At 59.1% G+C, this 13,168-nt stretch carries 12 protein-coding genes and 1 riboswitch; of the genes, 3 read left to right on the top strand and 9 right to left on the bottom strand.

All coding sequences use genetic code 11. The annotated features are described in order from the left end of the window. Window positions 1-52 precede the first annotated feature (52 nt). Window positions 53-131, top strand: a riboswitch (SAM riboswitch). A gap of 43 nt (window positions 132-174) precedes the next feature. Then, window positions 175-1,359 (top strand): O-succinylhomoserine sulfhydrylase, encoded by a 1,185-nt coding sequence (locus EYD00_RS00535; protein ID WP_004439779.1) that lies wholly within the window; start codon window positions 175-177, stop codon window positions 1,357-1,359. A 233-nt stretch (window positions 1,360-1,592) separates the two neighbouring features. Beyond that, entirely contained in the window at window positions 1,593-1,985 is a 393-nt protein-coding gene (gene apaG, locus EYD00_RS00530) for a Co2+/Mg2+ efflux facilitator ApaG/CorD (RefSeq protein WP_004439778.1), read from the top strand. Between the two features lie 45 nt (window positions 1,986-2,030). On the opposite strand, the gene EYD00_RS00525 is transcribed toward apaG, so the two are convergent. The 3 genes from EYD00_RS00525 to EYD00_RS00515 form a co-directional block, all read right to left on the bottom strand. Then, the gene (locus tag EYD00_RS00525) at window positions 2,031-3,020 is read right to left on the bottom strand and encodes an Hsp33 family molecular chaperone (RefSeq protein WP_034496084.1); all 990 of its coding nucleotides are present in this window, start codon (window positions 3,018-3,020) and stop codon (window positions 2,031-2,033) included. Between the two features lie 237 nt (window positions 3,021-3,257). Next, entirely contained in the window at window positions 3,258-4,175 is a 918-nt protein-coding gene (gene argF, locus EYD00_RS00520) for an ornithine carbamoyltransferase (protein WP_004439776.1), read from the bottom strand. Window positions 4,176-4,232: 57 nt separating this feature from the next. Beyond that, complete coding sequence (locus EYD00_RS00515) at window positions 4,233-5,432, bottom strand: aspartate aminotransferase family protein (protein WP_004439775.1); 1,200 nt, start codon at window positions 5,430-5,432, stop codon at window positions 4,233-4,235. 430 nt (window positions 5,433-5,862) lie between these two features. On the opposite strand from EYD00_RS00515, the gene EYD00_RS00505 reads away from it, so the two are divergent. Continuing rightward, complete coding sequence (locus tag EYD00_RS00505; protein ID WP_004439774.1) at window positions 5,863-6,396, top strand: GcrA family cell cycle regulator; 534 nt, start codon at window positions 5,863-5,865, stop codon at window positions 6,394-6,396. A gap of 289 nt (window positions 6,397-6,685) precedes the next feature. Here the strand turns inward: EYD00_RS00505 and phoB are convergent, their stop codons facing one another. The 6 genes from phoB to EYD00_RS00475 all read right to left on the bottom strand — a co-directional run bounded on the left by phoB (window position 6,686) and on the right by EYD00_RS00475 (window position 13,158). Then, window positions 6,686-7,369 (bottom strand): phosphate regulon transcriptional regulator PhoB, encoded by a 684-nt coding sequence (phoB, locus tag EYD00_RS00500; RefSeq protein WP_004439772.1) that lies wholly within the window; start codon window positions 7,367-7,369, stop codon window positions 6,686-6,688. Window positions 7,370-7,399: 30 nt separating this feature from the next. Next, window positions 7,400-8,125 carry a phosphate signaling complex protein PhoU gene (gene phoU / locus EYD00_RS00495; protein ID WP_004439770.1) on the bottom strand — a complete coding sequence of 242 codons (726 nt, stop codon included), beginning with the start codon at window positions 8,123-8,125 and terminating at the stop codon, window positions 7,400-7,402. Window positions 8,126-8,220: 95 nt separating this feature from the next. Beyond that, a complete protein-coding gene (gene pstB / locus EYD00_RS00490; protein ID WP_003519986.1) occupies window positions 8,221-9,036 on the bottom strand; it encodes a phosphate ABC transporter ATP-binding protein PstB in 816 nt (271 codons plus the stop codon). Between the two features lie 14 nt (window positions 9,037-9,050). Further along, window positions 9,051-10,370, bottom strand: coding sequence for a phosphate ABC transporter permease PstA (gene pstA / locus EYD00_RS00485; RefSeq protein ID WP_004439767.1), 1,320 nt, complete (start codon window positions 10,368-10,370; stop codon window positions 9,051-9,053). Further along, a complete protein-coding gene (gene pstC, locus EYD00_RS00480; protein WP_004439765.1) occupies window positions 10,367-11,851 on the bottom strand; it encodes a phosphate ABC transporter permease subunit PstC in 1,485 nt (494 codons plus the stop codon). Before pstC ends, pstA begins: the two co-directional genes overlap by 4 nt. Window positions 11,852-12,123: 272 nt before the next feature. Then, window positions 12,124-13,158, bottom strand: coding sequence for a substrate-binding domain-containing protein (locus EYD00_RS00475; protein ID WP_004439763.1), 1,035 nt, complete (start codon window positions 13,156-13,158; stop codon window positions 12,124-12,126). Between the last annotated feature and the right edge of the window lie 10 nt (window positions 13,159-13,168).

Genomic DNA, 13,168 nt, shown 5'->3' with positions numbered 1-13,168 from the left:
CGACAAAACCAAAAGGAAAGCATTGACGCAAGCCGGTAACGGCAGTATGGCAAGCTTATCCCGTGGTGATTTGGCCGGTCGGCTTGCAGCCACGTTAAACAAGTGGCTAAAAAGACCGGGTGCTAGGAACCGGTCTGCTTTTGCGGCCGGTTTTTTTGTTTTGAAGGTGATCACATGAGCAATAAATGGCGCCCGGCAACCCAGCTCGTTCACGGCGGTACGCTACGCTCCCCTTACGGTGAGACGTCGGAAGCGATTTATCTGACCCAAGGCTTCGTCTACGAAAACTCTGAAGCAGCCGAAGCGCGCTTCAAGGGTGAAACCGACGGCTTTATCTACGCCCGATACGCCAGCCCGACCAATGACATGTTCGAAAAGCGCATGTGCCTGCTGGAAGGCGCTGAAGACGCCCGCGCACTTGCTTCGGGCATGGCCGCCGTCACCGCCGCCATCATGTGTCAGCTGCGCGCCGGCGACCATATCGTTGCCGCCCGTGCGCTCTTCGGCTCCTGCCGCTGGGTGGTTGAAACGCTCGCGCCGAAATATGGCATCGAATGCACGCTGATCGACGGACGTGATCTCGGCAACTGGGAAAAGGCAATCCAGCCAAACACCAAGCTGTTTTTCCTCGAAAGCCCGACCAATCCGACACTCGAAGTGGTGGATATCGCCGGCGTGGCGAAGCTTGCCAACCAGATCGGTGCGAAAGTGGTCGTTGACAATGTCTTCGCCACACCGCTTTTCCAGAAGCCGCTCGAACTCGGCGCCCATATCGTCGTTTATTCGGCCACCAAACATATTGACGGCCAGGGTCGCTGCCTCGGCGGCGTGATCCTTTCCGACAAGAAATGGATTGAGGAAGAGCTGCAGGATTATTTCCGCCACACCGGCCCGGCCATGTCGCCGTTCAATGCCTGGACGCTTCTGAAGGGCATCGAGACGCTGCCGCTGCGCGTGAAGCAGCAGACGGCCAATGCCTCGAAGATCGCGGATTTCCTGGCCGACAGCGGCAAGGTCGCCAAGGTCATCTATCCCGGGCGCGCCGATCACCCGCAGGCCGACGTCATTGTACGGCAGATGTCCGGTGGTTCGACGCTGGTGGCTTTCGAATTGAAGGGCGGCAAGGAGGCGGCCTTCAAGCTGCAGAACGCGCTTGAGATCGTGAAGATTTCCAACAATCTGGGCGACGCCAAGAGCCTCATCACCCATCCCGGCACCACGACGCACAAGAACCTCACAGACGAGGCACGGGCGGAACTCGGTATCTCCGGCGGCACTTTGCGCCTTTCCTGCGGCATCGAGGATACCGACGATCTGCTGGAAGATCTGGCAAAGGGTCTGGCAGCCGTTTCGGCCTGACATTCATATTCAATAATCGACATGGCCCCGCGGGAACGCCGGGCCATGTCGCGTTTGATGGCCTCGAAAGCCAGTATCAGGCAACCATTATTTACCTTTTCCGTTATCCCTAACGGTAAAAAACAGCGCAAGGGGAGACAGCTCCTGCCCCTCAAGTCATTCATTTTCTTGACGATAGCCAGAGCCTATAGTGTAGGATAAGCGGGCAGGGAAAATATCGAGGTGTGGCGCGTATGTATCGTGCTCTGACAAGGGATATCGAGGTGACGGTTGATCCGTATTATCTCGAAGAACAATCCGACCCGGATGACGACCGCTACGTCTGGGGCTACAAGGTCGTGATCGCGAATAACTCGGATGTTCCCGTTACTCTCATCAATCGCTATTGGCATATCACTGACCAGAATGGACAGGTGGACGAAGTCTACGGACCGGGTGTCGTGGGAGAACAACCGCATCTCAAGCCCGGCGACACCTACGAATATTCCTCCGGCTGCCCGTTGGACACGCCGTCCGGCCTTATGTTCGGACATTACGAGATGGAAACGGAAAGCGGAGAAGTGTTCAACGTCACCATACCCGCTTTTTCGCTGGATTCTCCGGGGCTGATGCGGGTCTTAAACTGACCCGCAGGCCATGAAAAACCGCGCCTTTGCAGGCGCGACCCTTATTCAGGCGTTTTCAAATTCGCTAACATCGTAGCGATAAGTGGTCGAGCAGAACTCACAGGTCACGGCAATCGCGCCATCTTCCTCGCTTGCCTTGATCTCTTCGGCGGTAAAGCCCGAGAGCACGCCCTTGATCTTATCCCGCGAGCAGCTGCAGCGATCGAAAATGGACTGCGGATCATAGATGCGCACGCCGCTTTCATGGAACAGCCTGAAGAGGAGTCGTTCCACCGGCACCTGCGGATCCGTCAGTTCGTCCGTATCCACGGTGTTCAAAAGCGTCACGGCTTCCGTCCAGGCATCGTCCTCCTGCACATCGTGACCGCCTTCATCGCCGTCGCCGCCGTGCAGGTCACGCATACGCAGCCGCTCGGGCGCCTGCGGCAGGAACTGGGCGATAACGCCGCCCGCACGCCAGCCATGACGCGGCTTGCCTTCCCCGTCGCGATCGAAGAATTCGGCCACACCGAGGCGCACACGGGTTGGAAGCTGCTCCGACTGACGGAAATAAACCCCGGCAATGTCTTCCAGCGACGAGCCATCGAGTGGCACGATGCCCTGATAGGGTTGCATGCCCGCGCCCTGATCGATCGTGAAGGCCAGAATACCGTTGCCCAACAATTGTTCCGGCGAAGTCGCCCCTGCCGCAAGGGCCTCCGCCAGCCGCTCCTCATCAAAACGGGCATAAGCGCGCATGCTTTCCGGCGCGGTGAAATCCGCCACCAGCAGGTCCACCGGACCGTCGCCCTTGGTCTGTACCGTCAGCTTGCCGGAAAACTTGAGCGATGTGCCGATCAACGCCGTCAGAACGGTCGCTTCCGCCAGCAGGCGGGCGACCGCAGCCGGGTAATCGTGGCGCTCGAGAATGGCATTCAGCAGCGGACCCACCTGCACGCCGCGGCCGCGCACATCCAGACCTTCGACCTGAAAGGGCACGACCTTGTCGTCGCCAGCAAAATCGAGATCGTCCAGTTCAACCGTTACATCTGCCATGTCATACTCCCTGGCGCAGCCGTGGCGCCGCTACCGTCCAAAAGTCCGGCTTTCGAAATGTGCTTTTTCCGCTTGTCGCACAGAGACCCGGGAAGAGAAACCGCTTCCGGGGAAAAACGTGCAAATCGTGACGAGGGCCCGCCAGAAAACCGACGAGCCTCTTCGAAGTCCAACAGATGGTAATCGCTGCCGAGAAGTTCAAGCACCCGCCCGACGTTGATCAAACGGGTGATATTTTCAGATGACGCCCATGCACCAGGCGATGATGGATTTCTGCGCGTGGAGGCGGTTTTCCGCCTCGTCGAAGACCACCGATTGCGGGCCGTCGATCACCGCATCCGTCACCTCTTCGCCGCGGTGAGCCGGCAGGCAATGCATGAACAGCGCGTCTTTTTCCGCCTTGGCCATCAGGGCTTCATTGACCTGATAGGGCTGGAAGATGTTGTGGCCGCGCGCCTTGTGTTCCTGATTCATGGAGACCCAGGTATCGGTGACGACGCAATCAGCGCCCGCCACCGCCTTGTCGGCATCGTGGCACAACATGATCTCGCCGCCATTGTTGCGGGCCCAGTTCAGGAACTTGTCATGCGGTTCGGAGCCCATCGGCACTGCCATCGTCATGCGGTAGCCGAAACGGGCCGAGCCCTCCACGAAAGAATGCAGGACATTATTGCCGTCCCCTGTCCACGCAATCGTCTTGCCTTTGACCGGACCGCGATGTTCTTCGAAAGTCATGATGTCAGCCATGATCTGGCATGGATGCGTGTCATCCGTCAGGGCGTTGATGACAGGCACTGTCGCATGTTCGGCAAGCTCGAGCAGGCGCGAATGATCTGTCGTGCGGATCATGATGGCGTCAACGTAACGCGACAGCACCTTTGCCGTATCACCGATCGTTTCTGCGCGGCCGAGCTGCATTTCCGTACCAGAGAGGAATAGCGTCTCGCCGCCAAGCTGGCGCATCCCCACATCGAAGGAGACGCGGGTCCGCGTGGATGGCTTTTCGAAGATCATGGCCAGCATCTTGCCGGCAAGCGGTTTTTCTGCCGTTCCAGCCTTGGTGGCCGCCTTGCGTTCGCGGGCATCGTCGAGAATTACCCGCAGGTCCTGCGAGCTGACGGCCGACAGGTCGAGAAAATGTTTAGGTGAAGCCATTTCAAACTGTCCCATGCTTGCGAGCCCCAGGAAAGAGGCCCGCCCTTCAGTGTTTCCTCAGGCGATTTTTGCCTGTTTCGCTGTGAGAGAAGCGGCGGCCGCTTCCACGCGTGCCAGCCCCTCACGGGCTTCTTCCGCCGTGGTGACGAGCGGCGGCAGGAGACGAATGACATTATCGCCCGCTGGTACGCCCAGCAGATGCTCGGCGCGCATGGCCTGCAAGAGCTCGCCCGAGGGCACCTTGGCCTTGATGCCGAGAAGCAGGCCTTCGCCACGGATTTCCTCGATAACGTCAGGATAACGGTCCTTCAGCGAAGCAAGGCCCTGGCGGAAAACCAGCGCGACGTCACGAACCTTTTCCAGAAAGCCGTCAGAGAGGACGACATCAAGCACGGCATTACCGACTGCCATGGCCAGCGGATTGCCGCCATAGGTGGTGCCATGCACGCCCGCCGTCATACCGGAAGCGGCATCAGCCGTTGCAAGGCATGCGCCCAGCGGAAAACCACCGCCGATGCCCTTGGCAACCGCCATGATATCGGGGGCGACACCAGTGTGTTCATAGGCAAAGAGCTTACCCGTGCGGCCAACGCCCGTCTGCACCTCATCGAAAATCAGCAGCAGACCGTGTTCGTCGCAAAGCGACCGCAGTAACTGAAGGAATTCCTTGCTGGGTGCGCGAATACCGCCCTCACCCTGAATGGGCTCGATCAGAAGCGCTGCCGTCTCGGCCGTGATGGCGGCTTTCAGCGCATCGACATCACCGAAAGGTACCTGGTCAAAGCCTTCGACCTTGGGACCGAAACCTTCGAGATATTTCTGCTGGCCGCCGGCTGCGATCGTTGCAAGCGTACGACCATGGAAGGCGCCTTCGAAGGTGATAATCCGGAACTTTTCCGGGTGGCCCTTGGAATAATGATAACGACGCGCGGTCTTGATTGCACATTCCAGTGCTTCCGCGCCGGAGTTGGTGAAGAAGACCTTGTCTGCGAACGTTTCCTCCGTCAGGCGCTTGGCAAGCTTTTCCTGGCCCGGAACTTCATAGAGGTTCGAGACATGCCAGACCTTTTCGGCCTGCGTCTTGATCGCGTCGACAAGATGTGGGTGGGCATGGCCCAGCGAATTGACGGCAACGCCGGCCGCAAAATCGAGATATCGCTCGCCGCTTTCGGTGTACAGCCAGACGCCCTCGCCTCGCTCGAAGCGGAGGGGGGCTCTTGCAAATGTATCGAACAATGGCGCGGCGGCTTCGGCCATGGCTGTATCACTCCTTGCGCGGATGCGCTGTCAGACGGTTGTCAATAGGCTTCGAGGGTTATCCCTCGCCTGAAAATCAAAAATGCCGCCTCGCGGCGGCAGGGGCACTATTGTCACTTCGCTTGCCGATGTCAACAAAAGTCCGTATTTCCTAGGCTTCTCAAGCCCTAGTAGGTGGCAGGTCGCAAGGCCCAAGGTGTTGCCTTTCTGACTCAACTCGCCAGCAAGTTGGGGAAAACCGGAAAATCGATTCGAGATGATTCCCGCGACTCTTGCCACGGAGTCTGCGTGGCACTAGGTTAATCGCTAATTACTAGACTGCATTGCGGCGGAACTAGTCACCAAAAATCAGGCAGAAACCACGCTCGCGGCATGCCCGCGAGACGGAGAAGGATTCTGTCGAAATACACGCGAAAAGCGGAGAAGCGGCATGAACTGGACAGACGAGCGGGTCGAGAAACTCAAGAAATTGTGGGCCGAAGGACTGAGCGCCAGCCAGATAGCAGCTCAGCTGGGCGGCGTCAGCCGCAATGCCGTGATCGGCAAGGTCCATCGTCTTAATCTGCCCGGACGCGTCAAGGCTGGCGGCCCGGTGACGTCGGCGCGTTCTGCGCCCAAGCGGACTGCTGCACCTGCCCCGCGCACGGCGAATTTCGCTGGCCGCGTCAACGCTGCACCTGCTCGGATCCTGACCCGCTCCAACGCGGCGACCGCTCTTCAGGAAGAGGTCGGCATCGAAACCGCTGAAATTCTCGATTACGTTCCGTCCAGAAACGTCGTTACTCCGATCTCCCGCCGGCTGACGCTGACGGAACTGACGGAGCGCACCTGCAAGTGGCCGGTCGGCGACCCCCTGAAAGACGATTTCCATTTCTGCGGCTGTGAAGCGCTGGAATCGTCACCTTATTGCAAATTCCATGCGAAACTCGCCTACCAACCGGTCAGCGAGCGCCGCAAGGCTTGAGTGTTGCGGCACACATTTGACACTCAAAAACTACGGGCCTTCGGGCCCGTTTTTTGTGACAAAATACCGCGCTTCCCGGGCAGCGACAGCAGAACACCAAGGCTTACTCATCGTCGTCGGGTTTCGCCCCTCAATCCGAATTTCGGTGGACTCTCAACCGTTCGTCAAAGAAATGAAAATATCGTGCTTGCGGAAGGTTCAAAATGAAAAGGCCCGACACCATTCCGGTTTCGGGCCTTTCGATTCTGGCGGAACGTCATGCTGAGGGGAACCCTCAGTTCGGTTCCGATCAGGCTTCCATCGAATATCCGGCACCGCGCACGGTGCGGATGACATCCTGCATATGGGAAAAGTTGAGCGCCTTGCGGAGACGTCCGACATGCACGTCAACCGTCCGCTCATCCACATAGATATCGTGACCCCAGACGCCGTCCAGCAATTGCGAACGGGAGAACACGCGGCCCGGAGAGGTCATCAGGAATTCCAGCAGGCGGAACTCCGTCGGACCGAGACGCACCTCGCGGCTTTTGCGGTGAACGCGATGCGTCTCGCGATCCAGCTCGATATCGCCGCACTTCAGCACCGAAGACAGAACCTCCGGACGGGCCCGGCGCAGCATGGCCTTGACGCGGGCCATCAGTTCCGGCGTGGAAAACGGCTTGACCACATAATCGTCCGCGCCGGTGGCGAGTCCGCGAACCCGTTCGCTTTCCTCGCCGCGCGCCGTCAGCATGATGATGGGAAGGCGCTCGGTTTCCGGCCGCATCCTGAGCCTACGGCACAGCTCGATACCGGAAACGCCGGGAAGCATCCAATCCAGGATGAGCAGATCCGGAACACGTTCCTGCAGCCTGATCTCTGCCTCGTCTCCACGGGGTATGGTGTCGACGTCATATCCCTCAGCCTCGAGATTGTAACGAAGCAGGACGCTCAGCGCTTCCTCATCTTCCACAACTGCAATCTTGGGCACCATATGCTAACTCCGCAAGCCGCTGCTTGTCTGTTACTCGGTCACCGAACCGAGCGTGTTGGAACTGTCGTCCTTCGGACGCTCGCCCTCCGGCTGGCTGCCGGTGGTCATGTAATAGATCGTCTCGGCGATGTTGGTGGCATGGTCACCGATGCGCTCGATATTCTTGGCGCAGAACAGAAGATGCGTGCAGGTGGTGATGTTGCGCGGATCTTCCATCATGTAGGTCAGAAGCTCGCGGAAGAGCGAGGTATACATGGCGTCGATTTCCTCGTCGCGCTCGCGAATGGCATTGGCCTTTTCTGCGGAACGTGTCGAATAGACGTCAAGGACTTCCTTCAGCTGTACCAGCGCCAGCTCCGACAGGTGCTCTATGCCGCGGGCGAGTTTGCGCGGCACGCCCGTTCCGGCGACCGCGATGACGCGTTTTGCGGTGTTCTTGCCGAGGTCGCCAACGCGTTCGAGGTCGGCGGCGATCCGCAGGGTGCCGATGATTTCGCGAAGGTCTGCCGCCATCGGCTGGCGCTTGGCGATGGTGACGATGGCCTTGTCGCCGATCTCCCGCTCGGAATGATCGAGGATAGCGTCATCGGAAATGACCTTCTGGGCAAGCGCGGCGTCGGAATTGACGAGCGCACGCACGGCGTCAGCACACATCTGCTCGGCGAGACCGCCCATCTCGGCGATGCGTCGCGTCAGGAACTTCAGTTCGTCATCATAAGCAGACAGAATATGCGAATGGGTCGTTGTCTGGTTCACGGTCTATTCCTCCGGCTTGGCCTTGCATGCGACCGCCCGAAGCGGGGCCGCAGCGGCACCAGTCTTGTTGGGTTGCGATAAAGCGCCGGCCGCGATCAGCCGAAGCGGCCCATGATGTAATCCTGCGTGCGCTGGTCATCCGGATTGGTGAACATCTTGTCGGTTTCATTTTCCTCGACAAGGTGACCGAGATGGAACATGGCCGTACGCTGGGAAACACGTGCCGCCTGCTGCATGGAGTGCGTGACGATAACAATCGTGTAATTGGTGCGCAGTTCGTGGATCAGTTCCTCGACCTTGGCAGTGGCGATCGGATCCAGCGCCGAGCAGGGTTCGTCCATCAGGATCACTTCCGGGCTGACGGCAACGGCGCGTGCAATGCACAGGCGCTGCTGCTGACCGCCGGAAAGACCGGTGCCGGATTCGTGCAGACGATCCTTAACCTCGTTCCAGAGACCCGCCTTCTGAAGGCTCTGCTCAACGATCTGGTCCATATCCGCCTTGTTGCGGGCGAGACCGTGAATGCGTGGACCGTAGGAAATGTTTTCGTAGATCGACTTCGGAAAAGGGTTTGGCTTCTGGAACACCATGCCGACGCGGGCGCGCAACTCCACGACGTCAATCGCCTGATCATAGATATCGTCGGTGTCGAGCGTGATCTTGCCCGTTACCCGGCAACCGTCGATCGTGTCGTTCATACGGTTCAGGGTACGCAGGAAGGTGGATTTACCGCAGCCGGACGGGCCGATAAGCGCGGTTACCGTATTTTCGCGAACGTTGAGGTTCACGTCGTAAAGCGCGCGTTTTTCGCCGTAATAAACCGAAACGTCCTTGCCGATCATCTTGTATGAGACTTCATTCATTTTCTTGTCCAGCGCCTTTTCAACTGCTGCTTCCGACAACATGTTCATTGCTCAATCTCCCTTTACCAGCGCCGTTCGAAGCGGCGACGCAACAGGATTGCGCCAACATTCATGACGATGAGGAACAAAAGCAGGATGATGATAGCGCCTGAAGTCCTTTCGACAAAGGCGCGCTCCGCTTCATTCGCCCACATGTAAATCTGCACCGGCAGGGCCGTGGACGGGTCCATCGGCGTTGTCGGGTAATTTGCTACGAATGCCACCATGCCGATCAGCAGCAGCGGCGCAGTTTCGCCCAGCGCGTGTGCGAGGCCGATGATGGTGCCGGTGAGGATGCCGGGCATGGCGAGCGGCAGCACGTGGTGGAAGATCGTCTGCATCTTGGACGCGCCGAGGCCCAGGGCGGCGGCGCGGATTGACGGCGGCACGGCTTTCAGGGCAGCGCGGGTCGCAATGATGATCGTCGGCAGGGTCATCAGCGTCAGGACGAGGCCGCCGACCAGCGAGGCCGAGCGCGGAAAGCCCATGAAGTTGATGAAGACGGAGAGGCCGAGCAGACCATAAACGATCGAGGGAACAGCCGCGAGATTGTTGATGTTCACCTCGATGAGATCAGTCAGACGGTTCTTCGGAGCAAACTCCTCAAGGTAGATCGAAGCTGCAACACCGATCGGCAGCGACAGCACCAGCACGATCAGCATCATGTAGAAGGAGCCGATCAGCGCCACGCCGACACCCGCCGCTTCCGGACGGCTCGAGGCGCCGTTGATGAAGATGCCGGTATTGAAATGCTTGCCAAGCTGCCCGCTTTCGGCGAGTTGGTTCATCCAGCCGAGCTGCTGGTTCGAGATACGGCGATTGGCTTCATCCGCCGTCAGATCGACCTGGCCCTTGAAGGCGCTGTCGACGTCGCCCGAGGCCAGCAGCGTCACCGTGCGGGTGGTGCCGATAACGGCGGGGTCGGCAACGACGATATCGCGAAGCTGCGTACGTACGCTATCGGAGATCAGAAGGTTGACGGCGCGAAGACCGGTGCGGTCCGTTGGCGCGACGCCCAGAACCTTGGCAACCGCATCACGGGCAAGAACGGGATAATTGGCCGTCATAAGCTTGGTCGGATTGGTGGCACGCTCGTTCTTGGGATCGATGATCTGTTCGGAGAACTCCACCGGAACGGTGATCATCGTCTGCTGGAACGCGGTGTAACCCTTGGAGACAACCGAGAAAAGCAGAAGGAAGAGAAAGATGAGGCCGAAGGAAATCGCTGCCATGCCATAAGCACGGAAACGGCGTTCGGCGGCATAACGGCGCTTGATGCCGATATCACGACGCGTCGCCTTGACGGCGTTCGCACCAGCTGCGGGAGAGGCGATGTCGGTCATTCATATTGCTCCCGGTATTTGCGCACGATGTAAAGCGCGTAGATATTCAGGCAAAGCGTGATGGCGAAAAGCGTGATGCCAAGCGCAAAGGCAACCAGCGTCTGCGGCGAGGTGAATTCAAGGTCGCCCGTCAACTGGCTGACGATCTTGACCGTCACCGTGGTCATGGGCTCGAAGGGATTAAGCTGCAGTCGGGCAGCGACACCTGCCGCCAGAACCACGATCATGGTTTCGCCGATGGCGCGCGACGCCGTCATCAGCACGGCGCCGACGATGCCGGGAAGAGCAGCCGGAAGAATGACCCTCTTGATGGTTTCGGAGCGCGTGGCGCCAAGTCCGAGCGAACCATCGCGCAGCGAACGCGGCACGGCGGTGATGATGTCATCCGACAGCGACGACACATAGGGGATCAACATGATACCCATGACGAAGCCGGCGGTGATGACACTCTGCGCCTGGATGAAGTTGGCGTAGTTACCCGTCGCCAGCCCGTTGATCTGCGCAGAAATGTCTCTGAGGAAAGGACCGACCGTCGTCAGCGCGAAAAAGCCGTAGACGATGGTGGGGATGCCGGCGAGCACCTCGAGCAGCGGTTTTGCCACCGAGCGCAGGCGGGGTGAAGCATATTCCGACATATAGATCGCCGAAAACAGTCCGACGGGAACGGCAACCAGCATGGCGACGAAGCCGATATAAAGTGTGCCGGCAAGCAGCGGGATCAGGCCGAACTGTCCCGATGAATCGGTCGCACCGGCAGCCGCAAAACGCGGATCCCACACCGTGCCGAAGAAGAACTGGTGAGCCGGAACCATGTTGAAGAACTGGATCGCTTCCGTCAGCATCGACAGAACGATGCCGATCGTTGTCAGGATAGCGATGGAAGATGCGACAAGAAGAGCGCCGAGAATGACCTTTTCGACCTTGTTGCGTGCCCGGAAGCGCGGTGCAATCGCCCGCAGCGCATAGGTGGCGCCGCCAAGCGCGGCCAGCAGCACGACAGCGATCATCGCAAGACGGCTCGTGGCGGTCATGGTGTTCAGCGTTTGGGCGGCGTCAACCATGAACCGTTCCGGATCACCGGCAATCGCCACGCCCTTGGATGCAAGCAGAGGCCTCACCGCGCTTGTGTCCGCATCGACCTGCGCCGTTTCTTCCGGTGTCAGCCGCTGAAGGCCGCGGGCGATGGAGGTTACCATGCCGTAGGTCAGGCTCTGCTGCGCCTCGGATTGCGCCCGGATGTCTTCCGGGAAATCGCCGCGGACCGCTGACGTCACGATGAGCGGGCTGATAATCAGCCAGACGCTGAGAATGAACGCCGCGGGCAGTACCGCCCAGACGACCGCGTATGAACCGTGATAACCGGCTCGGGAATGCATGCTGGAAGGACGCCCACCAGACAGGGCAACGGCACGGCGGCTGCCGAGCAGATAACTGCCGATGCCGATCAGCGCCAGTATCAGCAAAAGGATCGATGTGTTCATTAGAGTTCCCTCGGCGTGCCGCAGGAGCACGGTGCGATATAGGGCAAATCAAAAAGTCATCAAAACGAGACCGCTGGACCATCCCGGAATGCCTGCCAAGTGACTGTATCAAAGTCCGGCAAGCGTCAAGGTTGATACATCCTATCCATCTGTAATCCATAGACAATCATGTGGACGACGATGAATAGGAACTGTCAACCGGAGACATTCGCCCAAGCGGAGAGGCACCGGATGGTATGAGGGGCGCGGCAGGCCGCACCCCTCCTTCTTCATTACATCGTGGAACCGGCCGAGAACTTGGCACGGATTTCTTCGCGCTCTGCGTCCGGAGCGGCAACCAGGCCGTAATTTGCGAGCGGGGAATCCGGGCCGATCATTTCGTCGGAAACGAAGAACTCGACATATTCCTTAAGGCCCGGGATAACGCCCAGGTGAGCCTTCTTCACGTAGAAGAACAGCGGGCGGGAAACCGGGTACTTGCCGCTGGCAACGGTTTCAGTGGACGGAACAACGCCCGAAACGGTTGCGACCTTCAGGCGGTCGGCGTTGTTTTCATAGAAAGCGAGGCCGAAGACGCCGAGGCCTGTCTTGTTGGCGTCGATGCGAGCGAGCGTCTCGGTGTAGTCGCCGTCGATGTCGACTGCAGCGCCGTCCTTACGGACTGCTACGCACTTGGCAGCAGCCTGCTTGGCGTCGGTGATCAGCGTCTTGATGACGTCGGTCGCTTTGGCTTCCTTGCAGCCGTCAGCCATGATCTTCTCTTCGAAGACTTCGCGGGTGCCGTGCTTGGAACCCGGGATGTAAGCGGCGATCGCTACATCCGGCAGTTCCTTGTTGATTTCCGACCACTTCTTATAGGGGTTGGCAACGAGCTTGCCGTCCTTGACGATTTCAGCGGCGAGAGCGAGGTAAAGGTCCTTCGGCTCAAGCTTGATGTCCTTGTTGGAAGAATCCATTGCGAAGACGATACCGTCGTAACCGATCTTCACTTCCTGAACGTCGGTAACGCCAGCAGCCTTACAGGCGGCCAGTTCGTCGCTCTTGATCTTGCGCGATGCGTTGGCGACGTCGATGGTGCCTTCGCCCACGCCCGAGCAGAACGCCTTCAGACCGCCACCCGTGCCGCCCGACTCGACGACCGGAGCCTTGAAGTTCGGGAAGGTTTCGGCAAAAGTCTCGGCAACGATCTTGGCATAAGGCAGAACCGTGGAGGAACCGGCAACCTGGATCTGGTCGCGAGCAGCGGCGGCGCCAGCGAAGGCGACAGAAGCCACCAGAGCTGCTGCGGAAAATTTAACGAAGTTCATTTGTCTCTCC

This window comes from Agrobacterium sp. 33MFTa1.1 (assembly GCF_004328495.1).
In the GTDB taxonomy this organism is placed as follows: domain Bacteria; phylum Pseudomonadota; class Alphaproteobacteria; order Rhizobiales; family Rhizobiaceae; genus Agrobacterium; species Agrobacterium pusense.
The sequence above is the reverse complement of the archived record's forward strand: the minus strand, read 5'-3'. Positions and strand labels throughout refer to the sequence as shown.

Excerpts from the sequence above, each read along its gene's own strand:
- EYD00_RS00535 (WP_004439779.1), top strand. The coding sequence starts at position 175 with ATGAGCAATAAATGGCGCCCGGCAACCCAGCTCGTTCACGGCGGTACG.
- apaG (WP_004439778.1), top strand. The coding sequence starts at position 1,593 with ATGTATCGTGCTCTGACAAGGGATATCGAGGTGACGGTTGATCCGTAT.
- EYD00_RS00525 (WP_034496084.1), bottom strand. The coding sequence starts at position 3,020 with ATGGCAGATGTAACGGTTGAACTGGACGATCTCGATTTTGCTGGCGAC.
- argF (WP_004439776.1), bottom strand. The coding sequence starts at position 4,175 with ATGGCTTCACCTAAACATTTTCTCGACCTGTCGGCCGTCAGCTCGCAG.
- EYD00_RS00515 (WP_004439775.1), bottom strand. The coding sequence starts at position 5,432 with ATGGCCGAAGCCGCCGCGCCATTGTTCGATACATTTGCAAGAGCCCCC.
- EYD00_RS00505 (WP_004439774.1), top strand. The coding sequence starts at position 5,863 with ATGAACTGGACAGACGAGCGGGTCGAGAAACTCAAGAAATTGTGGGCC.
- phoB (WP_004439772.1), bottom strand. The coding sequence starts at position 7,369 with ATGGTGCCCAAGATTGCAGTTGTGGAAGATGAGGAAGCGCTGAGCGTC.
- pstB (WP_003519986.1), bottom strand. The coding sequence starts at position 9,036 with ATGAACATGTTGTCGGAAGCAGCAGTTGAAAAGGCGCTGGACAAGAAA.
- pstA (WP_004439767.1), bottom strand. The coding sequence starts at position 10,370 with ATGACCGACATCGCCTCTCCCGCAGCTGGTGCGAACGCCGTCAAGGCG.
- pstC (WP_004439765.1), bottom strand. The coding sequence starts at position 11,851 with ATGAACACATCGATCCTTTTGCTGATACTGGCGCTGATCGGCATCGGC.
- EYD00_RS00475 (WP_004439763.1), bottom strand. The coding sequence starts at position 13,158 with ATGAACTTCGTTAAATTTTCCGCAGCAGCTCTGGTGGCTTCTGTCGCC.